At 68.5% G+C, this 26,748-nt stretch carries 25 protein-coding genes and 3 pseudogenes; 12 read left to right on the top strand and 16 right to left on the bottom strand.

Annotation, left to right across the window (positions count from 1 at the left end; genetic code table 11):
* Positions 1–110: 110 nt before the first annotated feature.
* Positions 111–1,214 carry a sulfite oxidase gene (locus MTAB308_RS02400; RefSeq protein ID WP_077097549.1) on the top strand — a complete coding sequence of 368 codons (1,104 nt, stop codon included), beginning with the start codon at positions 111–113 and terminating at the stop codon, positions 1,212–1,214.
* Between the two features lie 10 nt (positions 1,215–1,224).
* On the opposite strand, the gene MTAB308_RS02395 is transcribed toward MTAB308_RS02400, so the two are convergent.
* The 3 genes from MTAB308_RS02395 to MTAB308_RS02385 all read right to left on the bottom strand — a co-directional run bounded on the left by MTAB308_RS02395 (position 1,225) and on the right by MTAB308_RS02385 (position 3,456).
* Positions 1,225–1,716 carry a DUF2231 domain-containing protein gene (locus MTAB308_RS02395; RefSeq protein ID WP_077097547.1) on the bottom strand — a complete coding sequence of 164 codons (492 nt, stop codon included), beginning with the start codon at positions 1,714–1,716 and terminating at the stop codon, positions 1,225–1,227.
* A gap of 34 nt (positions 1,717–1,750) precedes the next feature.
* On the bottom strand, positions 1,751–2,359 hold the full coding sequence (locus MTAB308_RS02390; RefSeq protein WP_077097545.1) for a hypothetical protein: 609 nt from the start codon (positions 2,357–2,359) through the stop codon (positions 1,751–1,753).
* Positions 2,360–2,646: 287 nt separating this feature from the next.
* Positions 2,647–3,456 (bottom strand): SigB/SigF/SigG family RNA polymerase sigma factor, encoded by an 810-nt coding sequence (locus tag MTAB308_RS02385; protein ID WP_077097543.1) that lies wholly within the window; start codon positions 3,454–3,456, stop codon positions 2,647–2,649.
* Positions 3,457–3,888: 432 nt separating this feature from the next.
* Between MTAB308_RS02385 and MTAB308_RS02380 the strand changes: the two genes are divergently transcribed.
* The 5 genes and pseudogenes from MTAB308_RS02380 to MTAB308_RS02360 form a co-directional block, all read left to right on the top strand.
* Positions 3,889–4,776, top strand: a complete 888-nt coding sequence (locus MTAB308_RS02380; RefSeq protein WP_077097541.1) for an SDR family NAD(P)-dependent oxidoreductase — start codon at positions 3,889–3,891, stop codon at positions 4,774–4,776.
* Between the two features lie 108 nt (positions 4,777–4,884).
* The gene (locus MTAB308_RS02375) at positions 4,885–6,093 is read left to right on the top strand and encodes an FAD-dependent oxidoreductase (RefSeq protein ID WP_245831213.1); all 1,209 of its coding nucleotides are present in this window, start codon (positions 4,885–4,887) and stop codon (positions 6,091–6,093) included.
* A gap of 29 nt (positions 6,094–6,122) precedes the next feature.
* Positions 6,123–6,692 carry a DUF4389 domain-containing protein gene (locus tag MTAB308_RS02370; RefSeq protein ID WP_077098123.1) on the top strand — a complete coding sequence of 190 codons (570 nt, stop codon included), beginning with the start codon at positions 6,123–6,125 and terminating at the stop codon, positions 6,690–6,692.
* Positions 6,693–6,781: 89 nt separating this feature from the next.
* Positions 6,782–7,318, top strand: coding sequence for a class I SAM-dependent methyltransferase (locus tag MTAB308_RS02365; protein WP_245831211.1), 537 nt, complete (start codon positions 6,782–6,784; stop codon positions 7,316–7,318).
* Between the two features lie 108 nt (positions 7,319–7,426).
* A pseudogene (locus MTAB308_RS02360) lies at positions 7,427–7,739 on the top strand (PPE domain-containing protein); the annotation flags it as partial.
* Positions 7,740–7,770: 31 nt separating this feature from the next.
* Here MTAB308_RS02360 and MTAB308_RS02355 read toward each other — a convergent pair.
* Both MTAB308_RS02355 and MTAB308_RS02350 read right to left on the bottom strand, forming a co-directional pair.
* Positions 7,771–10,296 carry an FtsX-like permease family protein gene (locus tag MTAB308_RS02355; RefSeq protein ID WP_077097535.1) on the bottom strand — a complete coding sequence of 842 codons (2,526 nt, stop codon included), beginning with the start codon at positions 10,294–10,296 and terminating at the stop codon, positions 7,771–7,773.
* Positions 10,293–10,991, bottom strand: coding sequence for an ABC transporter ATP-binding protein (locus tag MTAB308_RS02350; protein ID WP_077098121.1), 699 nt, complete (start codon positions 10,989–10,991; stop codon positions 10,293–10,295). Before MTAB308_RS02350 ends, MTAB308_RS02355 begins: the two co-directional genes overlap by 4 nt.
* Before the next feature lie 213 nt (positions 10,992–11,204).
* Here MTAB308_RS02350 and MTAB308_RS02345 point away from each other — a divergent pair, with 213 nt between their 5' ends.
* Together MTAB308_RS02345 and MTAB308_RS02340 are read left to right on the top strand one after the other, a co-directional pair.
* Positions 11,205–11,990 carry a heavy metal-binding domain-containing protein gene (locus MTAB308_RS02345; protein ID WP_077097533.1) on the top strand — a complete coding sequence of 262 codons (786 nt, stop codon included), beginning with the start codon at positions 11,205–11,207 and terminating at the stop codon, positions 11,988–11,990.
* Complete coding sequence (locus MTAB308_RS02340; RefSeq protein ID WP_077097531.1) at positions 11,990–12,367, top strand: DUF5073 family protein; 378 nt, start codon at positions 11,990–11,992, stop codon at positions 12,365–12,367. The genes MTAB308_RS02345 and MTAB308_RS02340 overlap by 1 nt, the downstream gene beginning before the upstream one ends.
* A gap of 7 nt (positions 12,368–12,374) precedes the next feature.
* Here the strand turns inward: MTAB308_RS02340 and MTAB308_RS02335 are convergent, their stop codons facing one another.
* The 5 genes from MTAB308_RS02335 to MTAB308_RS02315 form a co-directional block, all read right to left on the bottom strand.
* A complete protein-coding gene (locus MTAB308_RS02335) occupies positions 12,375–12,842 on the bottom strand; it encodes a nuclear transport factor 2 family protein (protein ID WP_077097529.1) in 468 nt (155 codons plus the stop codon).
* 44 nt (positions 12,843–12,886) lie between these two features.
* Entirely contained in the window at positions 12,887–13,531 is a 645-nt protein-coding gene (locus MTAB308_RS02330; RefSeq protein WP_077098120.1) for a cutinase family protein, read from the bottom strand.
* 136 nt (positions 13,532–13,667) lie between these two features.
* A complete protein-coding gene (locus MTAB308_RS02325) occupies positions 13,668–14,072 on the bottom strand; it encodes a hypothetical protein (RefSeq protein WP_173842111.1) in 405 nt (134 codons plus the stop codon).
* Positions 14,073–14,222: 150 nt separating this feature from the next.
* On the bottom strand, positions 14,223–14,894 hold the full coding sequence (locus tag MTAB308_RS02320; RefSeq protein ID WP_077097527.1) for a TetR/AcrR family transcriptional regulator: 672 nt from the start codon (positions 14,892–14,894) through the stop codon (positions 14,223–14,225).
* A gap of 99 nt (positions 14,895–14,993) precedes the next feature.
* The gene (locus MTAB308_RS02315) at positions 14,994–15,578 is read right to left on the bottom strand and encodes a TetR/AcrR family transcriptional regulator (protein WP_077097525.1); all 585 of its coding nucleotides are present in this window, start codon (positions 15,576–15,578) and stop codon (positions 14,994–14,996) included.
* A 97-nt stretch (positions 15,579–15,675) separates the two neighbouring features.
* Here MTAB308_RS02315 and MTAB308_RS02310 point away from each other — a divergent pair, with 97 nt between their 5' ends.
* Together MTAB308_RS02310 and MTAB308_RS02305 are read left to right on the top strand one after the other, a co-directional pair.
* Complete coding sequence (locus tag MTAB308_RS02310) at positions 15,676–16,227, top strand: SAM-dependent methyltransferase (protein ID WP_077097523.1); 552 nt, start codon at positions 15,676–15,678, stop codon at positions 16,225–16,227.
* Positions 16,228–16,276: 49 nt separating this feature from the next.
* Entirely contained in the window at positions 16,277–17,119 is an 843-nt protein-coding gene (locus MTAB308_RS02305; RefSeq protein WP_077097521.1) for an enoyl-CoA hydratase-related protein, read from the top strand.
* Between the two features lie 64 nt (positions 17,120–17,183).
* Here the strand turns inward: MTAB308_RS02305 and MTAB308_RS02300 are convergent, their stop codons facing one another.
* Both MTAB308_RS02300 and MTAB308_RS02295 read right to left on the bottom strand, forming a co-directional pair.
* A complete protein-coding gene (locus MTAB308_RS02300; protein ID WP_077097519.1) occupies positions 17,184–18,884 on the bottom strand; it encodes an FAD-binding protein in 1,701 nt (566 codons plus the stop codon).
* A complete protein-coding gene (locus MTAB308_RS02295; protein WP_077098116.1) occupies positions 18,881–20,239 on the bottom strand; it encodes an aromatic ring-hydroxylating oxygenase subunit alpha in 1,359 nt (452 codons plus the stop codon). Before MTAB308_RS02295 ends, MTAB308_RS02300 begins: the two co-directional genes overlap by 4 nt.
* Positions 20,240–20,633: 394 nt before the next feature.
* Between MTAB308_RS02295 and MTAB308_RS30540 the strand changes: the two are divergent.
* Positions 20,634–21,029, top strand: a pseudogene (locus MTAB308_RS30540) (PE family protein); the annotation flags it as partial.
* Positions 21,016–21,333, top strand: a pseudogene (locus tag MTAB308_RS02285) (aromatic ring-hydroxylating oxygenase subunit alpha); the annotation flags it as partial. The pseudogenes MTAB308_RS30540 and MTAB308_RS02285, both read left to right, overlap by 14 nt.
* A gap of 233 nt (positions 21,334–21,566) precedes the next feature.
* On the opposite strand, the gene MTAB308_RS02280 reads toward MTAB308_RS02285, so the two are convergent.
* The 4 genes from MTAB308_RS02280 to MTAB308_RS02265 all read right to left on the bottom strand — a co-directional run bounded on the left by MTAB308_RS02280 (position 21,567) and on the right by MTAB308_RS02265 (position 26,728).
* A complete protein-coding gene (locus MTAB308_RS02280; RefSeq protein ID WP_077097515.1) occupies positions 21,567–23,099 on the bottom strand; it encodes an acyl-CoA synthetase in 1,533 nt (510 codons plus the stop codon).
* Between the two features lie 81 nt (positions 23,100–23,180).
* On the bottom strand, positions 23,181–24,377 hold the full coding sequence (locus tag MTAB308_RS02275; RefSeq protein WP_077097513.1) for a PPE family protein: 1,197 nt from the start codon (positions 24,375–24,377) through the stop codon (positions 23,181–23,183).
* Positions 24,378–24,452: 75 nt separating this feature from the next.
* Positions 24,453–25,628, bottom strand: coding sequence for a PPE family protein (locus MTAB308_RS02270; protein WP_077097511.1), 1,176 nt, complete (start codon positions 25,626–25,628; stop codon positions 24,453–24,455).
* A 227-nt stretch (positions 25,629–25,855) separates the two neighbouring features.
* Complete coding sequence (locus MTAB308_RS02265) at positions 25,856–26,728, bottom strand: enoyl-CoA hydratase/isomerase family protein (RefSeq protein WP_077097509.1); 873 nt, start codon at positions 26,726–26,728, stop codon at positions 25,856–25,858.
* Positions 26,729–26,748: the final 20 nt, after the last annotated feature.

The raw sequence follows: 26,748 nt of genomic DNA, 5'->3' as shown, positions 1-26,748 counted from the left end.
CACAAGTAAAGCTTGTGGCCCCACAAAACTCACCCCTCTAGCCGTAGCCCCGCACCGGAGGAACGATTGCTGATATCGCAGGCAGAGGAGGAAGCGTGACAATAAGCGCGATGACGCCGACCGCGGCATTGTGGGGTAAGCGCGACGACATGATCGTGCGTGCCCACCTTCCCTACAACGCCGAACCGCCGCCCGCGGTGCTGGCCGACGGCGGCATCACCCCGATCGACGCGTTCTACGCCCGCAATCACGGGCGGTTCCCCGACACGGCGCCGCAACACTGGCGACTAGCGGTGAACGGACGGGTGAAAAGGCCGCTCACCTTGACGTATGACCAGCTGACCACCGAGTTCGATCAGCACGAGGTGGTCGCGACGCTGGCATGCGCCGGCAATCGGCGCGCCGAACTGCTGCGGGTGCGGCCCATACCCGGGAAAGAGGCCTGGGCGCACGGGGCGATCTCCACCGCGCAGTGGCGAGGCGTCCGGCTGGCCGACGTCCTCGCGGCCGCGGGAGCGCATCACGACGACGGGCTGCACGTCGCCTTCGAAGGATCGGACATCGCCGAGGAGGCGACGCCGGCGCAGCCCTATGGCGGCTCCATCCCGCTGACCAAGGCCATGTCGCAGGAAGTCCTGCTCGCCTGGCAGATGAACTCCGAACCCCTCCCGCGCGTCCACGGCGGTCCGGTGCGGGTGGTAGTGCCCGGCTACATCGGCGCGCGCAGCGTCAAGTGGATCTCCGCGATTACCGTGCAGGCGGGCCCCTCGGAGAACTACTTCCAGTCGCGCGACTACCGCATCCTGCCGGCGGACGCCGACCCCGACGCCGTCGCCGCGGGGGAGGGCATCTCGCTGTCGTCCCTGGCGCTCAACTGCGACATCCTGGACCCCACCGACGACGACCGGGTTCCACCCGGTCGGTTGACCATCCGCGGCTACGGCATCGCCGGTGACGGCCGCGGCGTCGAGCGCGTCGACGTGTCGCTCGATGACGGGCTTACCTGGCGGCAAGCCCATTTGCATCCGGCCCCCAGCAAATGGTCATGGCGACCGTGGTCGCTGGTCGTCGACGTCGCGCCCGGACCGTTGCGCATCACCGCCCGCGCCTGGGACGAGGCCGGTGCCGCGCAGCCGGAATCCGCGGCGTCGCTGTGGAACCCGCGGGGCTACGGGAACAACGCATGGGCGCGCGTCGCATTGAACGTGCAATGACGCGCGTTGGCTAGGTCCCGTTGGACTTCTTGAGGCGGGCGATCTCGCCTCCCCATACCGATTGGGCCCCTGCATCACCGGTGCGGTAGACCTGCACCATCGACGAGACGCTCACGGCGAGAACGATTATCGCGACGACGACGCGGCTGGTCGCCCGGCGCTTGTCGGACCGGCGTTCGACGAAGCGCAGCGCGACCAGCCCGATCGCGACCACCAGCAGGGCGGCGGCGAAGTACACCATCGTGCTGCCGCGTTCGGCGTGTTCTTGCAGGATGGGGCTGGGCGTTTTCCTCAGGTCGTAGAGCCACTCGCCGGCGTTGATGGTGATGGGCGTTATCACCATCGTGGCGGTGGCCATCAACAGCGTGAGCCACAGCAGGTGGCCACGCCGGGCGGCCGGCCACAGGCCGCAGACGATTTCCAGCGCGGCCGTGAGCGGCACGAACACCACCACCAGATGCAGCCACAGCGCGTGGGCCGGCAGGCCGTTGACAACGTTCATAAATCCCCTCGGCTGCTCGCGTCAGGCACGCGGCTCAGCCGCCGAGGCCCTTCTTCACGGCCGCGTCCTGCTTCTGCGCCACGTCGGTGACGAAGTCCTGCGGTGGCAGCGAGTCGACCGGTCCGTCGAACTCCAGCGTGACGAACGCCCTGCCCTCGGTGAACATCAGTATCAGGACACCCTTGGAGTTGTCCGGCGAGTTGCCGGTCAGCGTCGTCCCGCCGGTTCCGACGTTGAAGGGTTCGGTCTTCGGATTCTTGACGTTGTCGCCCTGATTGCCCTTCGCCGCGTTCAGCGCGTTCGTGGCCGCCGCCGGGTCCGGGAGGACCTGGATCGTGTCCTTGATGGCGTGGCTGTTGTCCTGGGTGCTGAATATCGTCGCGACGCCCGGCTGTCCGTTGGGGTTATTCGTCGGCGGGCTGCCCGCGAACTGGATCGGTGCGTCGATGTCGGTGGCCTGGATCAACAGCGAGGCGTAGTCGCCCGCTTGCGCGGGCGCCGACGGTTTCGCCGCCGGGCTGGACGAGGTCGACTGCGACGTCTGAGAGGTCGAGGGAGCCGGCTTATGGCCGCAACCGGCCACCGATAGCGTCAGCGCCGTCGCCGCCGCGAGGCTCGCGATCACCGTCCGAGAAACCCTCATCGCATCGCGCTCCTTCCAGGCTGACTCCGGCGATACCGTCGACTCGTTTCCGAATCGCACAGTACATCGCCGGGCGCCGCCGAAGGCAGCGCCCGGCTACGCCGCGCTGGCGATCGCCACGGGGGTCGATGGTGGCGACCCGCAGCGCCCGGCTACCCCGCGCTGGCGATCGCCACGGGGGTCGATGGTGGCGACCCGCAGCGCCCGGCTACCCCGCGCTGGCGATCGCCACGGGGGTCGATGGTGGCGACCCGCAGCGCCCGGCTACCCCGCGCTGGCGATCGCCACTACTCCAGCTGGTCGCGCAGGCAGCGCAGGGTGTTGGCCAGGATGCGAGAGACTTGCATCTGCGACACGCCGATTCGCTCGGCGATCTGGCTTTGGGTCATCGATTCGAAGAACCGCATGTACAACACCTGGCGTTCGCGCTCGGGGAGCGCGCCCACCAGGGCGCGCACCGCCTCGCGGTTGGTGATGTGCTCGATTTGCGGATCGATGCCGCCCACCGCGTCGGCCACCAATCGGGGTTTGCCCGAGTCGTCGGCGCCGAGGGGCGCGTCCAGCGAGTCGAGGCGATAGGCGTCGCCCGCGACGAGGCATTCGATGATTTCCTCCCGCGGCACCTCCAGCACCTGAGACAGCTCGCCGGCCGTGGGCGCGCGGCCCAGCTTCTGCGCCAAATCGCTTGTCGTCCTGCTGATTTGGACGTGCAGCTCGCGCAACCGGCGCGGCACCCGCATGCCCCAGCTGTAGTCGCGGAAGTAACGTCGAACTTCGCCCATCATCGTGGGGACCGCGAACCCGATGAAGCTGGGTCCTTTGTCGGGGTCGAATCGGTTGATGGCGTTCATCAGCCCCAGGCGGGCGACCTGAATCAGGTCGTCGAGACCTTCGCCGCGACGGGCGAAGTGGCTGGCCACATGGTCCGCCAGGGGCAGGCATCGCGCGACGATGCGTTCGCGCTGCCGGTAGTACTCATGGGATTCGCCCGGCATCTGGCGCAGCGCGACGAACATCTCGACAACGTCGTCGTATGAGTCGTCCGATTTCGCGTTCGCCGACCGGGCAGGCCGGGGTGGAGTCGCGACGTTGCTCATAGGCTGACGCGCGTCTTGCCGACCAAACTCGCAGTCAAAAGGTAAGCGTACGAACAGGTTTGCATTTGGCCCACTTCCTATGGGTCACGTGCGGCGAAGCACCGCAGCTGTGTGCGCAGCCGCCTCCCGCACCTTTATCCGTGGACGCGTCGATGATCAGCGCACGCAGCAACAACGGGAGGGATGACGGTGCGGATATCGCCGGCGCCCCGTCAAGCCCAACAACCGTGCGGGCTGATTGACCGCTTTGAGCTAAACGGCGACATGTCCAGAACGGACTTCACTAGCGACTATACCCTCGATTGCGCGAACCCGCGATCCCGCTTGCGGCACGGTACGAAGGCGGACGGCTGGTTCCGGCAAGGCATTCTTGCTCCGGTGTCGCGCTGAGTACTGTTCGCCTCATGTGTCTGACCACCGCGGCACCTGCCGATGCGTAGCCCGCGCCTTCTGGGCGGCCGCGGAGTGGTGGTATCCGGGGGCAGCCGCGGTATCGGGCGGGCGGTTACCGAACTGATGTGCGCTCTCGGCGCCGGTGTGGTCGTCAACGGGCGCGACGCCGACGCCGTGGAGGAGACCGTCGCGGCGATCACCGGATCGGGGGGCCGCGCCACGGCCGTGATCGGCGCCGCGGACAACGAACGTGTGGCCGCCGCGCTCGTCGACCAATGCATGAGTTCGTTCGGGCGGTTAGACGCCCTGGTCAACTGCGCCGGGATCGCCGAGCCTGCCGGCTCGTCGATCCTGAACGTCTCACCTGCTGAATTCGACCGCCTGATCGGCGCGCACCTCGGTACGACTTTTCACACCTGCCGGGTGGCCTCCCGTGTCATGGCCGCGCAAGGGCACGGGGCGATCGTCAACACCGGCTCTGTGGCGTTCCTCGGGGACTACGGCGGAACCGGCTACCCGGCGGGCAAGGGCGCCGTCAACGCGCTGACGATGGCTATCGCGGCGGAGCTGAAGCCCTATGGTGTGCGGGCCAACGTGGTGTGTCCCGGCGCGCGGACGCGACTATCCACCGGCAGCGAGTACGAACGCCACATCGAGGACCTCCACCGCCGCGGATTGCTCGACGAGATGACAATGCGGGCCTCCCTCGACAGCGCTCCGGCCGCGTTTGTGGCGCCGCTCTATGCCTATCTCGCCAGCGACTTGTCGCACGACGTGACCGGTCAGATCCTTGTCACCGCGGGCGGTTTCGTCGGTAGCTTCGATCGCCCGACGCCGCGCGTGCTGGCGTATCGCGACCACCACGACGCCGAGCCCTGGTCGGTCGAGGACCTGCACAAGATGCTCGGCTCGCCCGCCCCTACCTGACCCGCGCGCCGCCTGAACCGATTGGCCGACGGCTACGTATCCACTGGTGTGACGAGCGGCGAAGCCAGTGCGTCCGGTTATGGGGGTCCGCAGCGCCCGGGGCGGGCCTTGGGAACGCCACCGCCGCTTCGCATCCTGGTGATCGGCGCCGGAGTGAGCGGCATCGCGGTTGCGCGGGGACTGCTGCGGGACGGGCATGACGTCACGGTCTTCGAGCAGCGCGACGACAACCGCGCCGGCGGCGGCGCGGTGACCATCTGGTCCAACGGTGCCGCGGTGCTGCGGCAGCTCGGCGTCGACATGAACGGGGCCGGCCAACTGCTTTCCCGCGTGCGCGTCGTGACCTCCCGAGGGCGGCGGCTCGCGACCTTGAACGTCACCGCGATGGCGGACCGGCTGGGGGCTCCGGTTCGCATGGTTCCCCGTCGCCTCCTGCTGGAACGATTGCTGGAAGGTTTTCCGATCGAGCGCATCCGGTGCAACGCGCGAGCGGTAGGGGTGGTCGCCACCGGCCGCGGCGCGGCGGTCGAATTCGAGGACGGCAGCGTGGCCCGAGGCGACGTGGTGATCGGTGCCGATGGTCTGCACTCGATCCTGCGAAACGTGGTCGGTGCTCCCGCCGCCAAACCGACCGGCTGGTGCAGCTGGCAGGGACTCGTCGCCATTCCCGAGCTCGCCGACTCGCGCGTGGCGATGATCGCCGTCGGTGCGGTGGGAAACGCCGGCGTGTGGCCCGCGGGCGGTTGCGAAGTGCAGTGGTGGTTCGACTTGCCGTGGTCCTGCGACTTCGCCAGGCCGCCGCGCCCGCTCGACGTGCTTCGGTCCAACTTCACCGGCTGGTCCGAGACGGTCGACCTCGTCCTGGCGAGGCTGACCAACGACGACCTGGCGGGCTCGCCGTATCCGCACTTCCGGCATCCCATTGCCGCCGCCCTGCCTGCCGCGCCGCTGACGCTGCTCGGCGACGCCGCGCACACCATGCCGCCCACCCTGGCCCAGGGAACCAACCAGGCGCTGCTCGACACCATGGTGTTGTGCAACGCGCTGTCGGGGGTCCGCAACGAAGCAACGGAGATTTCCCGCGCGCTGCGCCGATACGAGAAGACCCGGCGGCGCCGCGTCTCGGCCGTATCTCGGGTGGCGGCGCTGCAGCTGGCTCACGGCGAGTCCGTGCTGCGGCCGGCGGGGTTGCTGCCGGATCGGCTACATACCCGGATCCTGACCACTTTTTTGGCCTGGACGAGTCACCGCCGGATGTCGGCGGAGATCGAGCGGGGCCTCGCCGCCGCAACCCCCATCGCGTTGGCGCGGCCGTGAATGCGCCCGAAGCCGACGGGCCCGTGCGGGTGCGCGGCGATCTCGACGCACCGTCGCGCTGGCGATGGCTCGTCAAATGGTGCGTGCTCGCCGTTCCGCACTACCCCATATTGATATTTCTGTATGCGGTGTATCCGCTGCTGACGATCGTGGCGGGTGTTGCGATCCTGTTCACCGGGCGCTATCCGCGCCCGATCTTCGACTTCAACGTGGGGGTGCTGCGCTGGTCGTGGCGGGTGATGAACTACCGATTTCCGATGAACAGCACCGACAAGTACCCCCCGTTCACGCTGGCGCCCCGGCCCGGGTATCCCGGCGATCTGGGGGTCGACTACCCGGAGCGGCTGACCAAGTGGGGCGTGCTGGTGAAGTGGTGGCTGCTGGGATTCCCGCAGATAGTGCTGTGTTGGGCGATGGAGCCCCTGCTGCAGGCGCTGTGCGTCATCTCGGCGGCGTGGTTGCTGTGCACGGGGTCCGTCCATCCCGGCATGTTCGACCTCCTGATGGGAATCGTTCGGTGGCGTTACCGGGTGGCGGTCTACGTCTCGTTGATGTCGGACGAATATCCACCGTTCCGACTGGATCTAGGTGGTCGGTGACGCGCGAAAATCCCTTGTTCCCATGCATTTATCGGTTTGGACAGCCGGTTTTCGACCGGCTCTTCTATAACCGGTACCGGCGCGCGGCGATGGCACACGCGACCGGCCGGCTGCTGATGGTCGGCCTGGGCCCGGGGACCGACCTCAAGTTCGTGCCGCCGGCGGTGACGTCGGTCGCGGCCGTGGAACCGGTGGCCGCGTTCCGGCGAACGGCGTCGCGTCTCGCCGAGCGCCACGGCGTCGCCGTCGACATCGTCGGCGGCACAGGCGAGCGGATCCCCTTCCCGGACAGCAGTTTTGACTCGGTCCACGTCGGGCTGGTGCTGTGCTCGGTCGACGACGTGGCCGCGACGCTGGGGGAGATCCGGCGGGTGTTGGTCCCGCGGGGCAGGTTGGTCGTGCTCGAGCATGTTCGCGGAGAGGGCGCGACGGGCCGGTTTCAGGACCTGGTGGCGGGGCCGTGGTCGTGGTTTGCCTCCGGCTGCCATCCAAACCGCCGAACCGTCGACGCCATCGCCGCGGCCGGCTTCGATACGACGGCGCTGCGCCGCGTCCGTACCCCGGTGCCGTTCCCGTGCAAACCGCACCTGCAGGGCTTCGCCACCGCCCTGGAGGACGGCGCGTGACGCATTGAACTGTCCGGGTTTCCACTCGTGTATGGGTACACGCGGCCTGTTGTCGGTGACGACTGCGCCGGCACGATCGTCGCCGCCCTGAGGGAAGGGACCATGGTGATGAATTTTTCGGTGTTGGCGCCCGAGATCGGCGCGGATGTTCGCCGGGGTCGGTTCTGCTCCTATGTTGGGAGCGGCCGCCGCTTGGGACGCGTTGACCTCCGAGTTGGGGTCCGCGTCGTCGTCCTTTTCCTCGGTCACGTCGGGCCTGATGGGCCTGGCGTGGCAGGGTCCGGCGTCGGCGGCGATGGCGGCCGCGGCGGCCCCGTATGCCACCTGCAGCGGATGCACCTTCGCGGCCCGCGCGGCCCCGAACGCGCCGGCCACCGCCCGGGCCTGCCCGGCCGCCCTCGTCGCTCCGGTCGCCGCCGCACTCAGCCACCTGTGCCCCTTGACGCGAATCCCTACTGGACGCTGACGGCCTCGATGATGTTGAGCCGGGCCGCGCGCCGGGCGGGCGGCACCGAGCCGAGCAGGCTGATCGCCAACGCGCCGAGCGTGAACGCGCACGCCATCCAGCTGGGCCGGAAGGTCACCTGGAAGTTCATCATGTCCCCGCTGACCAGGCTGAACAGCCATTGGTCCGCCATCCCGACCGCCAGGCCCAGCGCCCCGCCCAGCACGCCGATGGCGGTCGCCTCGGCGAGCACCATCCGCAGCGTGAATCGCCGGCTGGATCCCATCGCCCGCAGCACGCCGATTTCGCGGCGCCGCTCCAGCACCGACAGCGTCAGCGTGTTGAGCAGGGCGACCGCGGCCACCAGCACGACGATGATCCACACGGCGTTTGCGATGAACATGCTCTGGTGCATCGGGGCCTCGAGCCCTTCCAGCTTGGCGCGGCCGTCATACACGTAATTCGGCGCGGGCACCGCGCGGCGCACGTCGGCGAGGAGGCGACCGGCGTCCGCGCCAGGTGCGGCCGCGATCTCCAGCGTGGTCGTGACCGGGCGGTCGAACCACGCGCGCAGTTGATCGAGGCCCATCCCGACGGTGCCGATCACGGTCGAGAAGTACGGCACCAGGGCCAGCACCGTCGTCTCCCGCACGCCGTGCGGTGTTTGCATCCGCAACGGCCCGCCGACCCGAACGTGCAGCGCCGTGCCCAGGTTCTGGGAGAGCACCACGCCGCGGCCGGCGAGCACCTGGTCGCGGACCCGTCGGTCGAGCGCGCGGTACAGCGGATCGGCCGTGCCGGCGGAAAAGCCGTCGAGCATCACGCGGGTGCCGCCCACTTCGGCGAACCCGAGCGCACCCGCGGTGACTCGCCCGACCCCCGGCAACGCGGCCAGCTTCTCCGAAAGGCCTTGCGGCAGAGGATCAGTGGGGTAGCTGTCCGGCGAGTTCGCGCTCACCCAGATCGGCACGCCGGCGACCGGCGCGAAGATGCCCCGCGCCGAATCGATCATGTCGGCATTGGTGCCGGTGATGGTGACGGTGGTGACCACCGCGATGAGCACCGTCATTACCGTGGCCCACACCCGACGCGGCGCACGCTCGACGGTCGCCGCCGCAAGGGCCCCGACGGAGCCGAACACCCGGGCCGCCGCGGCGGTGGCTTTGACGATGGGCGCGGTGAGCGCGAAGCCGAGCGCTATCTCGGCGGAGAACACCGCCGCCATCGCGACAAACGCCCAGACGCCGCGCTGGGTGACGACGACCGCGACGGACCCGGCGAAGACCGCGAGCGCACCGACCCCGCTCGCGACACGCAGCCACCGCGGCACGCGGTCGGCGGCCGAAACCCCTACGGGCGCCAGCGCCTCGATGGGTGCGACCTTGTACACCTGCCGGGCGGCCATCGCCGATGCCGCGACGCACGTGATGGCGGTCGCCGCGACGGCGGCCGGTATCGCGTAGCCGGGCAGCCAGTACTCGATGCGAGCCTCCAGGCCCTGGGTCATGGCCGGCGGCAATCGGCCGATCGCGATGCGGCCCAGGAGAATCCCGAGGGCCGAGCCGAGTGCGCCGCCGATAATGCCGAGGGCCGCCGCCTCCGCGAGCATGTCCCGGACGATGGTTGCGCGGCGGCCGCCGATCGCCCGCAGCATCGAAATGACCGGTCGCCGCTGGGTGATCGCCATGGTCATGGTGGTGTAGATCAGGAACGCGCCGACCATCAGGGCAACCATCGCCCCCATCAACGCCATGTAGTTCATCAGCTTGACGCCTTCGCCGGCGCGGGTGGCCCGCATGCTGGGTTCGGCGACGATCGCCCGGCCGTTCACGGCGCTGGTGATCGCGGCGCGAACCCGTGCGGGATCGGCGCCAGGTTTGACGGTGATCAGGATGGAGTCGAGCTGGCCCTGGCGCCCGGTGATGTTCTGCGCCAAGGCAAGTGGGGCAAGCACGTAGTGCCCACCATTGAGCGCGGCGACCTGCTTGCCCGCGAGGACCTCGCCGACGGTCACCGACCTCGACCCCAGCTGGAACCGCTCGCCCTTGGTGTGGCCCACACCCGGTCCGACGCGCACGGCGTCCGCCGGGCCCATCGGGCCGGCGGGGTCGGGGAGCGCCGCGGGCGATGATTTGTCCAGCGCGTCCTTGAGGGCGCCGCCCAGGGCGCCCAGGCGCTCGTCGGCGCCGAACAGCAGGACCGGGCCCGACGACGTGGACGCCGGCGTCCGGATCATGGGTGCCGCCGTCGCGACGCCGGGAACCGCGGCCACGTCGGCGGTGATCGTCTCGGGAAAGCCCGCGTCGGTGATGCCCGACACCTCGACGGAGGCGATGCCCGCGATGCCGTCGGCGAGCCGATCGACCGAGCCGCTGATCGAACCGAAGATGCCGAACACCGCGACCAGATACATTGCCGACACCGCCATTACGGCGACGGAAGCGCTGGTGCGCCGGCGATGCACCGCCAGTTCGCGCAGGCAAAACAGGCGCAGCCGGCTGGCCGCGGCGCCGATCCCCGAGCCCGCTGTCACACCATGACCTGCGAGCGCTGGTCGGAGCCGACCCGACCGTCCTGCAGCGTGATCACCCGGCCGGTCGCCGCCGCGGCCTCCGAATTGTGGGTCACCATCACCACCAGCCGGCCGCGGCCCGGGTCGCGGGCCACCTCGGCGAGCAGCGCCAGGATCGACCCACCCGTCGCGGAATCGAGGTTCCCGGTCGGTTCGTCGGCGAGAATCAGCGGGGGGTCCATCATCAATGCGCGCGCGACGGCGACCCGCTGCATCTGGCCGCCGGATAACTCGGCGGGCCGGTGCTCGGTCCGGTTGCCGAGCCCGACGCGGTCCAACAGCCGAATCGCGTCGGGTTTGGCCTTGCCCAGCCGGACGCCGTCGAGCAGCTTCGGCACCGCGACGTTCTCCCACGCCGACAACGTCGGCAGCAGGTTGAAGAACTGAAATATGAAGCCGACGCGATGGTGGCGAAACTCGGACTGCTGTTCATCGCCGAGCCGGCCGATCTCGTCGCCGTCGAATTCGATCGAGCCGGAATCGGGTGAGTCGAGGGCACCCAGCAAATGCAGCAGGGTGCTCTTGCCCGCCCCCGACGGCCCGACCACCGAAATGAACTGCCCGCCCTCGAGGCGCAGGCTGATCTGGTCGAGGGCCCGCACCGATTGACCGCCGACCCGGTATTCGCGCACCACGTCGCGGAGCTCGATCGTCAGCGCTTTGCGCTGCGGAGTACCGCCGGTGTCGATCCGTCCGAACATGATCCTCCCGCGCGCCTGCCACATCCCGAATAGCGCTGGTACTTCAGACACGGTGCCGCGCGGCGCACGGTTCATCGAGGCCCTCGAGAGGGCGCCCGGCACGTTCTGGATGTGAAACGCCGATCCGCGTCCTACGCTGTCCTCCGGACCGCAGGAAGGTACTTGCCAATGCAACCGAATCCGCTCGACCCAGTCGCCAGCGAACGCCTGTCGCACGCAGGCAAGGTCTTCACCTCCGACCTGTCGATCAACGAATTCGCCCTGCTGCACGGTGCCGGGTTCGAACCGATCGAACTCGTCATGGGCGTCTCGGTCTATCACGTGGGTTATCAGTTCACCGGCATCAGACAGCAATCCGAGTTGCCCGTGCTCACCGAGGCGACCTACCGCGCGCGGTGGAACGCGATGTCACGGATGCAGGCCGAGGCCGATTCACTCGGCGCCGACGGGGTGGTCGGGGTTCGCCTCGAATGGCGTCATCAGGGGGAGGGCGAGCACCTCGAGTTCATCGCGGTCGGCACCGCCGTCCGGTACACGGCCAAGCCCGGGGCATACCGGCGTCCCAGCGGGCAGGCGTTCACCAGCCACCTGTCCGGCCAAGACCTGACGACCCTGCTGCGGTCCGGCTACACCCCGGTTGCCTTCGTGATGGGTAACTGCGTGTTCCACGTTGCCGTGCAAGGGTTTTTGGCGATGATGAAGCAGGCCGGCCGCAACACGGAGATGCCGCAGTGGACGCAGGGCAGCTACCAAGCCCGGGAGCTGGCGATGTCGCGCATGCAGGGCGAGGCCGAGCGGGACGGCGCAAACGGCGTCGTCGGTGTGCACTTCGCCATCTCCAACTATGCGTGGGGCCACCACACGGTGGAGTTTTACGTGGCGGGTACGGCCGTGCGTCGTAGCGGCGAGGCGCAAACCCTGACGCCGTCGTTCGTCCTGTCGATGAGTGATTGATGGCGGCGTTCGATCACGAGCGGGTCAGTCACGCCATCGGGTCGGCCCTGGCCGGGCCCGGGGGAGTCGCGTTGGTGGTCAAGGTGTTCTGCGGTGTTCCCGGAGTGGTCCTGGTGCCGGCGCGGCGGGGCTTTTTCCGCTCCCAGCCCGAGCGGATCCAAATCGGCGACTGGCGCTACGAACTCACCGCTGACGGCCGGCTCAGCGCCGCTCACGTGGTGAACGGCATCGTGCTGGCCGAGGAGGTGCTGGCCGCCGGCGCCGTCGGTCCGCACGTCGCCCGCGCGCTCGGACAATTGGTGAGCGGTTACGGCCCGACGATCGTTCCGAACATCGATGCGGCCCTTGAAGTTCTCGAGAGCACGCCCCGTTTCTGACCGACTCTCACTCGCCGTTGCCGTGTTGAGTCTGATCGATCGCCACCACCCACCGGCTGAACCGCCAGGCGCCGTCTTGTTTGGTCGCCGTGAACTCGTAGCGTCCGGTCAGATCGGGGACGGGCGGGCCGCCGTCTTTGACGGCAAAAACCTGGACGTAGCAGTGCCCCGTCGCCTTGGTGTCGCCCTGGCTGGAGAACCAAAACGAATTCAGCGCGTGGCGTCGCTGATTGTTTTCGGCCTTGAACCCCGTCTTCCGGACCGCGAGCAGGCTCATGACCGTATCGATGTCCGCCGAGAGCGGGCGTCCCTCATGCCACAGGACGAGCTCGGGTGACTCGGTGAACAACGCACGAAAGTCGTCGAGCCGATTCTCGTCGTAGGTGTAGGCGTAGGCGCCCAACAAGTTGATGATGGCCAGCCTGTCCGCGACGTCGAACGCGACGCTCCCGACATCCTCGAGCGGCCCGTTCATCGCCACTGGACCTCCTCGGTCACCGTCGGCCCGTTCGGGCGCGCCTAGAGGCGGCTCGCGGCGAAATCGGCCGCCTGATCCACCATCCCGGCGTCGACGTATTGCCGGTGCGCGGCCGGGAATCCCGATCCCGAACAGACCGGATCGTTGGGGACGCACAGGTCGATGGTTTTGGGCGCATACAGCGGGCCGACCGTGACCGGCGGCTCGTTGATGATGCTCATGAACTGGCCCGACGGCTTGCCGAACAGCGCGACCGCGGCGACGTGGTTGGCGACGTCGGGGGGCATCGGCTGGGGTGGTTGCGCCAGATTCGCTCCGTCCGGCACCTTGTTCGCGGTGACGAAACCCATCACGGCCGCGCCCTGGGAATATCCGCCCAGCACCATTTTGGTTCTGGGACAGCTCGCCGCCATGGACTCGACGTGGTGGCCGGCGTCGTTGATGCCGTCAATGGCGGTGGGGAAGTCCGTGGTGGCGGGGTAGTTGACCGGATACACGCCCAGCGATTTGCCGCCAACCCGCGAGCGCAGCGTGTCGACGAAATTCTGGCCGATGCCGCCGACGCCGGGGGGCTCGCTGGTGCCCCGGGCGAAGACCACCTCGACGTCCGGGCACGGGTCCGCCGATGCCGCGGGAACGGGCGCGATCGCCGACACCCAAATCGGCGCCAGCGCAGCACAAATCAGTTTGAGGAGGGGAGGGTACTTCACGTCAAAATTTTGGCATAACGCGGGAGCGGATGCTCGGCGAGCGTCCCGGCCCGGAGGCGCCCGGTGCCCCCGCGACCGGCAAAAGCGCAGTTCAGGGCCAGTAACGGCGGCGCTACTCCGCGGTGTCCCGCCCGCGCAGGAGGGAGGTGGCCGCGCGCAGCGCTCCCCGAAATGCGTACGCCGCGGTCACCACCGACAGCACGATCAGCAGGATGAACATCGGCAGCCAGTTGCCGCGGCTGTGATCGACTTCCCACCAGATGATGGTGAACAACACCACGCACAGCAACAGCACCACGTCGCGCCAGTTACCCCGGTACGACAGCGCGGCCTTGCGCAGCGCGCGGTTCCTGTCGGCGACATCGACGAGGTCATCGATGCGGTCATCGATGGTGCGTTGCAGGTCGGCGCGCCGCGCGCTGGCCTCCGGCGGGAGGCGATCCAGCAAATCCATGTCCTGTTTGATCAGCTCGCGATAGTTCGGGCCCCTGAATTGGCCGGCCGCAACGGCCAGCATCACACCACCAAACACCGGTGCGCTGTTGAGCGCGACTTGTCCCAGACCCACCACGTCCGCTCCTCTGCCGTCGTCAACGTCGGTTCGTTGAGGATCGCCGAACTCGCCGAACGGATCAACCACCCGGCCGGGGGCGGTCGGCCGGGGGCGTCAGGACGCCTTGGAGGGGCGTCCCCGGACCGGCACCGCATCCGGGCCCCGCAGCGCGTCCATCGCCCGCACCATTTGCGGATAGGCGATCGCGGGCCCGATCCAGCGGATGAGATAGCGCCGGAGATCGTCGCCACCGCGGGCCGGACGACCGGGGTCGGCGAGGAAGGAGTGCAGCACCCGCAGGCAGAATTCGTTCAGTTCGTCCAGGGCCGCCTCGTCGAAACCGTAGTGCTCCCAATCGATGTCGTAGCGATGCAACATCGAGCGCCCGAACGCCAAAGCGGTATCGGAGATGATGGAGGCGGCCTGGCCGCCGCGATGGCGCCGATTCAACACGAATTCGACCTGCTTGTCCGACGCCAGTTGTTCGATGGCGAATGCCATTCCCCCGGTCATCGCCACCACCGGGTCGGTCACGCCGTCGAGATGGGCCGCCAGACGGTCCAGGAAGCCGTCGGCCGATCGCATCGCGGTTGCTACCAGCAACGCCTGGGTTCCGGGGAAGTACCGGTAAACGGTCTGCCGGGTCACGCCGAGGGCGCGCGCCACGTCGGCGATCCGCGTCGCCGGGCCGCGTTCGTCGATGATCTTCTCCGCGGCATCCAGGATGCGCTCGATCGCCTCCTCGTCGGAGGCGGGCGTGTTCCCTGCCCAGCCGTGACTGCGCATGCTTAGCGGGCGGTCATCCCCATCGCTGGATCATAACCTCTATCGTGGGTCGCACGCGCGGAACGCCCGGCTCGCTGGATCCCGTTCCACCGCAACCCTTTACGTGCGGGAGGCGCCAAGGATCAGCTCGACGGCCTCGTCCAGCTGCCCCGCGATCTCCTGGTAGCTGACGAACCGTGCCGTCAGGAGCGCCCCCGCGAACGTCATCTGCAGCGCAGATTTCACCGCGCGCGGCCAACCCGGGCCCAGCGCGGCACCGATCCGCCTCGACACCTCGGCGCCGATCTCCTCGCGCAGCGGCTTGACCGCGGGATCGTCGGCCATCAGGGCGGCCCCGCAGGCCGTCATCAGTTCGGGCTCGTCGGCAACCATCAGCGCCATGTCGCGCAGCGTCGCGCCGACCCGGGCCGCGGTGGTGTCGTTGGCGTCGGTGTGCAGGGGGAGGTCGCGCAGAAAGCGGAGGTAGACCGCCGCCACCAGCGCGCTCTTCGACGGAAAGTAGGTGTATGCGCTGGCCGGGGAGACCCCGGCACGGGTCGCGACCGCCCGCATGGTCAGGTTCGCGTACGACGATTTGTGCAGCTCTTCCAGCCCGGCGTCGAGGACCTTGCGAATCGTCTGCGCCGGCCGCCGGTCCGAGCGGCGCGGTGTGGTGGCGGCCGGAGAAACCGCTTCCCTAGACACCGGTCCAGTGTAGAAACGGCCCGCGCGGCCTGCTCGGACGGTCGCGTCCCGCAGCGCCCGGCTACGCCGCGCTTGCGAGCGCTCTAGGGTGGCGCCTATGGCCGAGGGCGACCGGCGCCGCTGGGACGAGCGATACACCGCCCGGGGAGCGCCGCCGGTGAGCGCGGTCGACCCGCCCGACCTCCTGGCGCGCCATGCGAAGGAGTTTCCGGCGGCGGGGCGCGCCCTCGACCTGGCCTGCGGTCAGGGGGCCGGCGCGGTGTGGCTGGCCCGGCGCGGCCTGGACGTCCGGGGGTTCGACGTCTCCGCGGTCGCCATCGACCAGGCCCGCGAGGTGGCCCGGCTCGCCGGCGTCGCCGAGCGCTGCCATTTCGAGGTGTACGACCTCGACGACGGTCTGCCGCCCGGCCCGCCCGTGGACGTCATTCTCTGCCACAAATTCCGGGACCGCCGCCTCGACGGCGCGATCATCGACCGGCTGGCGCCGGGCGGGCTGCTCGCGATCGCGGCGCTGAGCGAAGTGGGGGCGACGCCGGGGCCGTTCCGCGCAGCGCCCGGCGAGCTGCCGGCCGCGTTCGCCCCGCTCGAACGGATCGCCGGCGGCGAGGGCGACGGCCACGCGTGGCTGCTGGCGCGGCGCGCCCGATGACCGGTCGAGCGGGGTTGGCGCGGATTGGAAACCGGGTAATGTCACGACGATGGAGCGGCGCGTGCTCGAAGCGATCATCTATGAACGCGAACCGCCGATTGCGCGGATCATCCTCAACCGGGTCGACAAGGCCAACACCAAGGACGCGGTGTTGGTCACCGAAGTCGACAACTGCCTGCACGAGGCCGACCGCGACAACGAGATCAAGGTCGTGATCCTCAAGGCCAACGGCAACGGCTTCTGCGGCGGACACGTGGCGCGCTGGGGCCCAGACGAAAACCCTTACCCCGACTTCGGAAATACCTTCGAGGAGCTGTACAAGGGGACCGCGGACCTGTTTTTGTGGCCCACCCTGTATCTGTGGGAATTTCCCAAGCCGACTATCTCGCAGATCCATGGCTACTGCATGGGCGGCGGGATCTACCTCGGTCTGCTGACCGATTTCTGCGTGGCGTCCGACGACGCGTATTTCCAAATGCCGCTTGCCCAAAGCCTCGGGGAACCCGGCGGGCACACCATGATCGAACCGTGGTTGTTGATGAACTGGCACCGCACCATGGACTGGTTGTTGCTGGCGCCCACCCTGTCCGCGCAACAGGCGCTCGACTGGGGTCTGCTCAACAAGGTCGTGCCGCGTGACGACCTGGAAGACACCGTGGAGGAGATGGCCCGCAAGATCTCCCAAATCCCCTTGACCACGCTGATGGCGGTGAAGAACAACGTGAAGCGGGCCTGGGAATTGATGGGCATGCGGGTCCACCTCCAGGTCAGCCACATCCTGACCAACATGGTGGGCGCCGCCACCGATGTGCAGGCGCGACGGGCCGAACTCATCCAATCCGGCATGAAGCCACGCGATTTCGTCGACCAATCAGATCCGCCGCCAGCGTGACGCTGCGGTCACATTCGAAGCCGAGCGTGACCGCAGCGTCACGCTCGCCGAGAAGAGGCCGGCCTCAACGGGTTTTTTCGCCGGCGATCCTGCGTCCGGCGGCGTGCCGGGCGGCGACATAGCCGAACACCATCGAGCTGGCGATGCTCGCGCCGGCGCCCGGATACGTGCGGCCCATCACCGTCGCCGTGGTGTTTCCGGTCGCGTAGAGTCCCTCGATCACCAGGTCCTGCTCGTCGAGGACCTGCGCGTGCTCGTTGGTGACCACCCCGCCACACGTCCCGACGTCCGCGGGCAGCACCCGCGTGGCGTAGTACGGTGCGCGGTCGAGCGGGCCGACGGCGGCGTTCGGCCGGTAGCCGGGATCGCCGAGGCAGTCGTTGTAAGCCGACTGCCCGCGCCCGAAGTCGGGGTCCAGGCCCTTGGCGGCGAATCGGTTGAACCGCTGGATCGTCCGCGCCAATTCGTCTGCGGGAAGGTCGATCTGGTGGGCGAGGTGGGCGATGGTGTCGCCGCGCTTGACCGCGCCGCTCTCGATGAGCTCCGGTGGCAGGTGCTGGTTTCGCTTGAGCGGGTTGCTGCTGGTGACGTATCGGTGCAGATAACCCTCGTCGAAGATCATCCAGCACGGCACCGCCTTGTTGGCGTACATCGCCTTGCCGACCTCGACGTAGGAGTTCGACTCGTTGCAGAATCGCCGGCCGGTCGAGTCGACGTAAATGGCGCCGGGGCGCTGCCGGCCGGAGCCGAGCGAGGCCGCCACCGCACCGCCGTTGGCGATGAAAACGGAAGGCAACCACCAGGCTTCGTCAAGCAGGTCGGTTTTGGCCCCCAGCCGCATCGCCGCCTGCAGCACCTCGCCGGTGTCCCCGGCGTTGGCGATCGACCACTGCGCCTCATTGGGTTGATCGCCGCTGTACTGGCGGCGCATCTCCTTGTTGTGGCCGAACCCGCCCGCCGCCAGCAGCACGCCGCGCCGGGCCTCCACGTTCAGAGATTCCTCGCCCCTGCGGACGCGAGCGCCGACGACGCGGCCGTCCTCCACGATGAGATCGTCCATCGCCGCGTCGGTCCACAGCGGCGGCTGTCCGTCGCTGAGATCGATGAGCGCCTTGAGCATTTGACCGATGAGCGACGCTCCGTTGGTGAGGATCTGGCGGCGGCGCGCCCGCGCCGCCGCGGTGCGCAGGAACACGCGGGTCGCAACGGCGAACGCGCGCGGCGAACGGTTGTAGTACTGAACCGAGCGCAGTTCGTTCGTCAGCACCACGAATCCGTAGTTCTTGGCCAGCGGAGGCTGCACTTTGCCGCTCCAGGCGCCCAGCTCCGCGGCGTCGAAGGGAATGCCCTCGATCGCGCGCCCGGCCTCGTTGCCGCCCTTGTGATTCGGGTAGTAATCGCTCCATCCGGCGCAGCGGATCAACCGGATGCCCTTGCGAACAAGGAAATTGACCATTTCGTAGCCGGCGGTCAGGAACATCTCGCGGCGCGCGGGCGACGACGCCGCACCGATGTCGCCGACCACGTCGGCCAGGTAGGCCAAGCCGTCCTCGTGCGAGTCCGCGACGCCCTCGGCGCGCATCAGGGGGTTGTTGGGTAGCCAGACGATGCCGCCCGACAGCCCCGTCGATCCGCCTACCAGCGCCTGCTTCTCGATGATCAACGGTTCCAGCCCGCAGTCGAGTGCGGCCAGCCCGGCCACCATGCCGCCGCCGCCGCTGCCCGCGATGAGCAGGTCGACCGAGCGGTCCCACTGAGTCGTCATCGGGGCCCCTCCCCGAATCCCAGGTCGGCGACCGGCACGTCGATGGTGGTGTTGGTCTTCTGGATCGCGGGCACCAGCGCCTCATAGGGCAGGCCGGCCAAAAACCCGTCGACGACGCGCTCGAAGTTGGAGATCAGCCCCTCGATCTGGTCCGACAGCCGCATGAACTCAAACCCCTTGGAGTGCAGCCCTTTCTGCTGCCGCGGCAGGTTGGAGAAATCCTGAGCGGGGATGGGCGGCCAGCGCGGGTCGTCGGGCGCCATCGGCTCCGGCGGCTGCGGCTTTCCCGCGGAGATGTCCGAGGGAAACCGGGTGAGGGACCATATCTCGAACAATGTTTCCTCGGGCCCCAGTGGGCGAATCCGGTACGACGACGCGCTGCTGTAAGTGGGCAGGATGAAGTGGTGCGGGAAGCAGAATCCGATCGCGTCGGTGATCCCGCGGCGCACCAGGTCGTTGAGGTCGGGGATCGTGCTGCCGCGGGCCCTATGCCAGCCGACCACCGCGTCGTTGAGGGCGCTGCGCCAGGCCGCCATCGCCTCGGCCGGGTCGGTCGGCAGCGCGATGGTCTGCAGGCCCTCGGCGATGCGGATGTCGTTCTCATGGGTCATGCCGCCCATGCCTTCTCCGAGCGTGCGCATGAAGTACAGGCTGCTCGCGACCACGGGATGCACCGCTTCCGACGGGTTAGCGGTCTGCGCGCTCGGCAGCAGCTGGGGATGGGTTTGGGGGACGTGATAGCCCTCCATGAACGCCGCCGTGGCCAGCTTCCAGTTCACCGGAAGCCGGCACGACTGCCACCACTCGGTGCGCAGCGCTTCGACGTTCCACGCGTCGTAGATCGACGCGAACGGCTCGAGGCAGTCCCGCAACGCGGGCGCGTCGTCGTCGAGGTTGATCCACGCGCACCCGCCCCACAGCTCGCACCGGACCGCCACGAGCTGCAGATCGTCCGGGCACAGGTTGTCCCCGGCGAACGCCTCGGGTCTCAGCACAAAGGTGTTCCGTCCGTCGATGCCCCAGCACCAGCCGTGGAACGGGCAGACAAACGTACGCCGATTCCCGTTGCCCTCCACCAGCTTTACCCCGCGATGGCGGCAGGCGTTGTGGTAGGCCCGCACCGTCTGACTGTCGACTCGAACCACGATGATCGACTCGTCGAGGATCTCGTACTCCACGAAGTCGCCGGCCTTGGGGATCTCCTCGAGGCGACAGGCCATCTGCCACACCCGTGGCCAGAACATCTCGTTCTCGAGGGCGTAGAACTCCGCGTCGTAATACCGCTGCTTGGGGATGCGATCGGGCGTCTGGACCGCCCACGGCACCGGAAGGGGCGTCCATTTCGCATCACTCAATTTGCTGGTCAACCTGCTCACCTTTCAGCCTGCGCGTTCGGTGAAGTCGCGATAAACCGCCCAATCCCAGAACTATATTCTTTTCGTCAGCCCCAGGTCGCGGGCGGTTTACCGGACAGGTTCGACGCGGCGGTGTGAGCACCGACGCCGGCGTGCGATCGAGTGCACGGGCGTGCGCGCGGGCCGTCCGCGGCGTTTCCCAAAGGCTGGCGGCGACAACAGGTTTCGATGCCCAGGCCGTGTCGAGTCGCGACGGGCCGAGAGCGGCCAGACCGCCCGCTACCCGAATTCTCACAGTCCCGCCAAAGCGAAAACCGGCCGAGCACCTAACTACGCGCGCGAGTGTTTTGGCGTTGTCGTGAGGTCGGTGCCTCCCGAGCGACGGGAGCAGAAGGTGTCATCGTATGTGATCGCAGCGCCGGAGGTGCTCGCCGCGGCGTCGGCGGACTTGGCCGGGCTCGGATCGGCGGTGAGCGCGGCCACCTCCGCGGCGCGGGCGCCGACGACGCAACTACTGGCCGCGGGCTCCGACGAGGTATCGGCGGCGATCGCGGCGTTGTTTGGCAGCTATGGGCAGGAGTACCAGGCGCTCAGCGCACAAGCGACGGCGTTTCATGACCGGTTTGTGGCGGCGTTGGCCGGGGCGGCCGGCTCCTACGCGCTGGCGGAGGCGGCAAATGCGTCGCCGCTGCAAACCGTCGAGCAACAAGCGCTGGGTGTGATCAATGCGCCCACGGACCTTTTGTTGGGACGTCCGCTGATCGGAAATGGCGCGGATGGGGCCCGAGGAAACATTGTTCGAGATATGGTCCCTCACCCGGTTTCCCTCGGACATCTCCGCGGGAAAGCCGCAGCCGCCGGAGCCGATGGCGCCCGACGACCCGCGCTGGCCGCCCATCCCCGCTCAGGATTTCTCCAACCTGCCGCGGCAGCAGAAAGGGCTGCACTCCAAGGGGTTTGAGTTCATGCGGCTGTCGGACCAGATCGAGGGGCTGATCTCCAACTTCGAGCGCGTCGTCGACGGGTTTTTGGCCGGCCTGCCCTATGAGGCGCTGGTGCCCGCGATCCAGAAGACCAACACCACCATCGACGTGCNGCCGCCGCCACCGGTGCCTCCGGTGCCGCCGACGTTGCCGCCCGTGCCGGTGCCTCCGGTGCCCCCATCGCCGCCGGCTCCAGCGACAATCCCGGCGCGGGCGGCGGCGGTGGCACCCCGGGCGACGCGGGCAACGCCCCCGTCCTCTCCGGCGGGGGTAGCGGCGGGAGCGGCGGCACCGGAGGAGCCGGCGGGGCCGGGTCCCCTTAGCGCGTGACTACCCACCGGCGATCACAGGATCCGTGACGGGCGTCCCTGCCAGTAACGTTCGCGGATGCGACGCTTGTAGAGCTTGCCGTTAGGGTCGCGGGGCAACTCGGGATCGAATTCGACTGTGCGCGGGCACTTATAGCCGGCCAGGTGAGCCCGGCAGTACGCGATGAGCTCGGCTTCCAGGTCGGGACCGGGCGCCACGCCGTCGACCGGTTGCACGACGGCCTTCACCTCCTCGCCGAACTCGTCGTTGGGGACGCCGAACACGGCCGCGTCGACGAGCTTGGGGTGCATGACCAACAGGTTCTCCGCCTCCTGCGGGTAAATGTTCACCCCACCCGAGACGATCATGAACGTCGACCGGTCGGTGAGATAGAGGTATCCGTCGGCGTCGACGTAGCCCATGTCGCCCAGCGACCGCCAGCCCCGGTCGTTGGCGACCGACGCGGTCTTGGCCGGGTCCTTGAAGTACTCGAAATCGGGCCCGCCTTCGAAGAACAACTCGCCGGACTCGCCCACCGGAAGTTCCACCCCGTCGTCGCCGAGCACGTGAACGGGGCTGAACGGCTTGCCCACCGAACCGGGGTGGGCGAGCCACTCCTCGGGTCCGATCGTGGTGCCCGCGAATCCCTCGGTGCCCCCGTAATATTCGTGAATGATGGGACCGAACCACTCCATCATCCGGTGCTTGACGTCCACCGGGCACGGGGCGGCCGCGTGGATCACGCACCGGAGGCTGGACACGTCGTATTTCCGCCGGACCGCCTCGGGCAGCTTGAGCATTCGCACGAACATCGTGGGCACGAACTGGGCGTGGCTGACGCGGTGGGTCTCGATCAAGCGCAGCACGGCCTCGGCGTCGAACTTGCGCATCAGGATCGAGGCGGCACCGACGCGGTGCACCGCCATGGTGTAGTTCACCCCCGCCGCGTGATACAGCGGTGCGGGGGAGAGGTACACGCTGGACCGGTCCATCCCGTACTTGTGGATCAGCGCCATCTCCAGCACCGACTGGGCCCACGACCCGTTGCCGTCGGCCGGCAGCGACCGCCGCACGGCCTTGGGCCGGCCCGTGGTGCCCGACGAATACAGCATTTCCGATCCGTCCGAGGCCGGCGGTGCGGCGCCCGCCGCGGCCAGGGCGTCGTCGTACGACTGCCAGCCCGGCAGCGCCCCCCCGACGGCCACGCGGACACCGACGCGTGCATTGGCCTTCAGCACGTGCGCGGCGAGGTCGTCCATCGACGCGTCGACAAACACCGCCTTCGCGTCGGAGTCGTCGATGACGTAGGCGACCTCCTCGGGGGTGAAGTGGGTGTTGACCGCGGTGTAGTAGAGCCCGGAAAGCTGGCAGCCCCAGGTGATTTCGAAGAATTCGGGTCGGTTCGGAAGCACCAGCGCCACGCCGTCGCCGCGCCGCAAGCCGGCGTCGTGCAGCACGGCGGCGACGCGCCGGCTCCTGGAGTGCAGCTCGCCGAACGTTATCGGGCCGCCTTCGGTGATCAACGCAGGCGAGTCCGCGGCTGTGCTCGCATGCTCGGCGATGTTCACCCGCGCTCCCCTTTGAGCCGTCAGTGTTTACTAGCCGTCGGTGGACTCCTGTCGTGACGATACCGGGCCACCGCGGGCCGGCTATCCACCCAGGGGCGGACGGGCCATGACGGTCGGCCGGAAGCCGTATCGCGGTCCGGCGCCGCCGGCGGTGCCCGAACCCATGCCCGCCAGCGGCATGCCGCCGAGTAGGTTGCCGGGTCCGGCGCCGGCCTCCGCGGTAGGCCGGATCGCGCTGACCAGCTCGGTCCCAGCATGCTGTGCCGCCGGGGCGGCCGCCGCCCAGGCGGCAGGTACCGACAGCTTGCCGATCGAGGTCGCGCTGCCCAGCTGCGCCGCCGCGCCGGCACCACCGCCGATCAGCCCGCCCAGTCCGGGCAGGCCCTTGGGCACGGTAGCGACGCCCGGTCCTGCCGCCCCACCGATCCAGCCCAGCGTCTTGGATATCTGAACCCCGAAGTTGCCCATGCCGACACTGAAGTAGGGCAGACCCTCGGTGTTGTAGAAGAAGCTCGTATAGGGGGCGATGCCGTTGAGGAAGGTGCCCAGGTTGGTCGGCAAAACCGTCTGGCCGGTCAGCAGGAACCAGACTTCGGTGAGGACCGGCATCGAGGCGGCGGCCGAGGCCGCCGAGGTGGGCGACGCCAGGCCCTGCAGCTGGCTCGGCAAGTTGGCGATCAGCCGTGCCAGCGTGGACTGGCCGCCGCCCGAGGTGGCCGCGGCCGTCTGGGCGGCTTGGGCGGCCGGGTTGGCGATCTGGGGTGCCGCGGTGAACGGCGCGACCTTCGTGGCGCTGGCCGAGGAACCCGCGTAGTCGTACATGGCCGCGGCGTCTTGCGCCCAGAATTCGGCGTATTGGGCTTCGAGTTGCGCGATGATCGCGTTGTTTTGACCCAGCACGTTGACCGCGGTCGCCTGGGCGAGCTGGGCGCGGTTGGCCGCGATCATCGGCGGGGGCACGACGGCGGCGAGTGCCGCTTCGTAGGCCGCCGCGGCCGCTCGGGCCCGCGCGGCCGCCTGTTCGGCTTGCGCGGCAGTCGTGTTCATCCACTCCACGTACGGCCGCACCGCGGCCGCCATGGACGCCGAGGCCGGCCCCAGCCATTCTTCGCCGGACAGCGTGGTGACCACCGTGTCATAACCCGCCGCAGCCGAATTCAACTCGGCGGCAAGCCCGTTCCAGGCCGACGCCGCTGCGGTCAACGACGACGAGCCGGGACCCGCATAAATCCGCGCAGAGTTGATCTCCGGGGGCAATGCGCCAAAATCAATCATCATGACTCCTCAGTCGGCCTGGCCGGGTCGGCCTCTTGTTGCGTCTTCTCGAGTGACATCTGAGCTCCTTGGTGGGCGTCATCCGGCCGAGGGCGGGCGGACGACCACGCTGTGGCGGGCCCCGTAGACGTTGGTGTGTCCGTACGCGGCCGTGCGCCGTCCCACGGCCCCGGTCGGTATTCCGCGCAGCAGCGCATTGCCCGTTCCGCTTGCGGCGGCCTGCGAAGCGGCGCTCTCATCCATCGCTGTGCCGGCAAGTGCCAGTTCCGATGTCGGCGTCGTCCAATTCGGCGGGACGGACAACGGCCCGACCTTGCCGGCCTGGCCCGCGCTCGCCGACACCGCTCCGGCGCTGTGGGCACCCGCGCCGCCCAGTCCCTCGATGTGCAGGCCGAAAAATTGTGGCGTCGGGTACCAGGCGCCGGCCGAACCGGCCGTTGTTCCGGAGCCGAATGTCAACTGCTGTCCGATGCTGTAAGCGAAGTTTGCGACGCCCATGCCGAAATACGCCTGCAAGGTTTGCTTGAAAACCGTGATGTAGTTGGGCGGGGTGAGCCCGAGCCAGTTGTTGGCCGGAGTCGGCAGCCCGTACATCAGCAAATCTTGGATGGTGTTCCCAAGGAGCCCCTGCGCGGCCGATCCCGCGGCCGGAGACGAAAGTTGTTGCAGTGCTTGGGGAACGACGGCTTGAGCAACCGCGGCGCCCTGCCGGGCCACCGCGTCCGGGGTGGTGATGTTGGGCGGAGATTGGTAGGGGGTCAGCTGGGCGGCCGTCGCCGAGGAGGCCGCATAGCCATACATGGCGGTCGCATCCTGGGCCCACATCTCGGCGTACTGGGCTTCGGTGGCGGCGATCGCCGGGGTGTTCTGCCCGAAGAAATTGGTGGCGATCAGCGTCATCAGCAACAGCCGATTGGCCACGATCACGGGTGGCGGCACCGTCATCACGAATGCGGTCTCGAAGGCGGCCGCGGCCGCGCGGGCCTGGCTCGCGGTCTGCTCGGCCTGGGCGGCCGCCGCGCTGAGCCAACTCACATGCGGCGCAACGGCGGACACCATCGCGGCCGACGAGGGCCCCACCCAGGGTGAGCTGGTCAGTTCAGCGATCACCGAGCCGTACCCGCTCGCCGCCGCGCCCAATTCGGCCGCCAACTCGTCCCAGGCCGTCGCGGCTGCCGTCATCGACTCCGAGCCCGGGCCCGAATACATTCGACCGGAATTGATTTCGGGTGGGAGCACCCCGAAATCCAACACCTCACTACCCCTTAGCCGACCGCGATCCGATGGTCGATCCCCGGCGGGTGTCGGCGGACACACGCAGATCGTAATTCGACCGGTGTCGATTGCCGGGAATTACCAGCGCGGCGGCGCGTCGATTCATCTGGAGCAGCGTCGTTCACCACGACGCGGCGTCACCAGGGCCGAACGTCGCCTGTGCGAGTGGCTAACGTCCCGTCAAGCCGTGACGGGCGGTGGCGTCGTCACGCCGGCGAAGCGCCGTCCTGCGCGGCGGCTGCCGCCGCCTGGCGGCGGGCCTGCTCGGAGGGCAGCACCTTGTCCTTGAACACCGTCTGGATCAGCTCCTGCACGTCCTTGCTGATCGACGCGAGCGCGACGAGGTCGTTGGAGCTCTGCCAGTGCACCCGCATGCCCATCAACTCCCAGGCCCGCTTGAGATTGGCCTTGGTCGCCAAGAGCGTCGTCATCGGCGCCTGGGCGATGTGGCGGGCGATGGCGTCGGCGCGCGCTTCCAATTGGTCGCGCGGCACCACCTCGTTGACCAGACCGACCTCCAGCGCCTTTTTCGCGTCGATGACCTCGGCCAGGTACAGGTAGTACGCCGCGCGCCGCCAGTTCATGAAAACCCACGGCTCGATCGAGCATTCACCCGACGGCATCCCGAATCCCTGCAGGGGCGGATAGGAGAAGTACGCATCCTCGGCGGCGATGACGATGTCGGTCGTCAGCCCGTAGTGGGTGCCCCCGCCGACGCAGTAACCGTGCACGGCCGCGATGGTCGGCTTGGAGAACTCCCACAGGTTCAGAATCGGCTTGACGAACAGGTCGGTCTGTGGCTTCCACGGCGTGCCCATCACCTTGGCGGCCTCGACGAATGCCGGATAGTCGACCGCGTTGTTGCCGATGGCATGCCCGGAGCAGAAGCCCTTGCCGTTGGCCTTGAGGATCAGCACCTTGATGTCGTAGTCGCGATCGGCGTCCAGCAGCGCGGCGTCGACTTCCTCGGCCAGCTTCTGGTCCTGGGCGTTCGCCTTCTCCGGCCAGTTGAGCGTGACGCGGGCGATCGGGCCTTCCTTTTCGTAGACGATTCTCTCGCGGGTCTCGTTGAGATCCATGTAGGCTAACCTTTCATTAT

It is taken from the genome of Mycobacterium terramassiliense (genome assembly GCF_900157385.1).
In the GTDB taxonomy this organism is placed as follows: Bacteria; Actinomycetota; Actinomycetes; order Mycobacteriales; family Mycobacteriaceae; genus Mycobacterium; species Mycobacterium terramassiliense.
The sequence above is the reverse complement of the archived record's forward strand: the minus strand, read 5'-3'. Positions and strand labels throughout refer to the sequence as shown.

Coding starts and splice junctions, on each gene's coding strand:
- MTAB308_RS02400 (WP_077097549.1), top strand. CDS start 111: ATGACGCCGACCGCGGCATTGTGGGGTAAGCGCGACGACATGATCGTG.
- MTAB308_RS02395 (WP_077097547.1), bottom strand. CDS start 1,716: ATGAACGTTGTCAACGGCCTGCCGGCCCACGCGCTGTGGCTGCATCTG.
- MTAB308_RS02390 (WP_077097545.1), bottom strand. CDS start 2,359: ATGAGGGTTTCTCGGACGGTGATCGCGAGCCTCGCGGCGGCGACGGCG.
- MTAB308_RS02385 (WP_077097543.1), bottom strand. CDS start 3,456: ATGAGCAACGTCGCGACTCCACCCCGGCCTGCCCGGTCGGCGAACGCG.
- MTAB308_RS02380 (WP_077097541.1), top strand. CDS start 3,889: ATGCGTAGCCCGCGCCTTCTGGGCGGCCGCGGAGTGGTGGTATCCGGG.
- MTAB308_RS02365 (WP_245831211.1), top strand. CDS start 6,782: ATGGCACACGCGACCGGCCGGCTGCTGATGGTCGGCCTGGGCCCGGGG.
- MTAB308_RS02345 (WP_077097533.1), top strand. CDS start 11,205: ATGCAACCGAATCCGCTCGACCCAGTCGCCAGCGAACGCCTGTCGCAC.
- MTAB308_RS02340 (WP_077097531.1), top strand. CDS start 11,990: ATGGCGGCGTTCGATCACGAGCGGGTCAGTCACGCCATCGGGTCGGCC.
- MTAB308_RS02335 (WP_077097529.1), bottom strand. CDS start 12,842: ATGAACGGGCCGCTCGAGGATGTCGGGAGCGTCGCGTTCGACGTCGCG.
- MTAB308_RS02325 (WP_173842111.1), bottom strand. CDS start 14,072: ATGCTGGCCGTTGCGGCCGGCCAATTCAGGGGCCCGAACTATCGCGAG.
- MTAB308_RS02320 (WP_077097527.1), bottom strand. CDS start 14,894: ATGCGCAGTCACGGCTGGGCAGGGAACACGCCCGCCTCCGACGAGGAG.
- MTAB308_RS02310 (WP_077097523.1), top strand. CDS start 15,676: ATGGCCGAGGGCGACCGGCGCCGCTGGGACGAGCGATACACCGCCCGG.
- MTAB308_RS02305 (WP_077097521.1), top strand. CDS start 16,277: ATGGAGCGGCGCGTGCTCGAAGCGATCATCTATGAACGCGAACCGCCG.
- MTAB308_RS02300 (WP_077097519.1), bottom strand. CDS start 18,884: ATGACGACTCAGTGGGACCGCTCGGTCGACCTGCTCATCGCGGGCAGC.
- MTAB308_RS02275 (WP_077097513.1), bottom strand. CDS start 24,377: ATGATGATTGATTTTGGCGCATTGCCCCCGGAGATCAACTCTGCGCGG.
- MTAB308_RS02265 (WP_077097509.1), bottom strand. CDS start 26,728: ATGGATCTCAACGAGACCCGCGAGAGAATCGTCTACGAAAAGGAAGGC.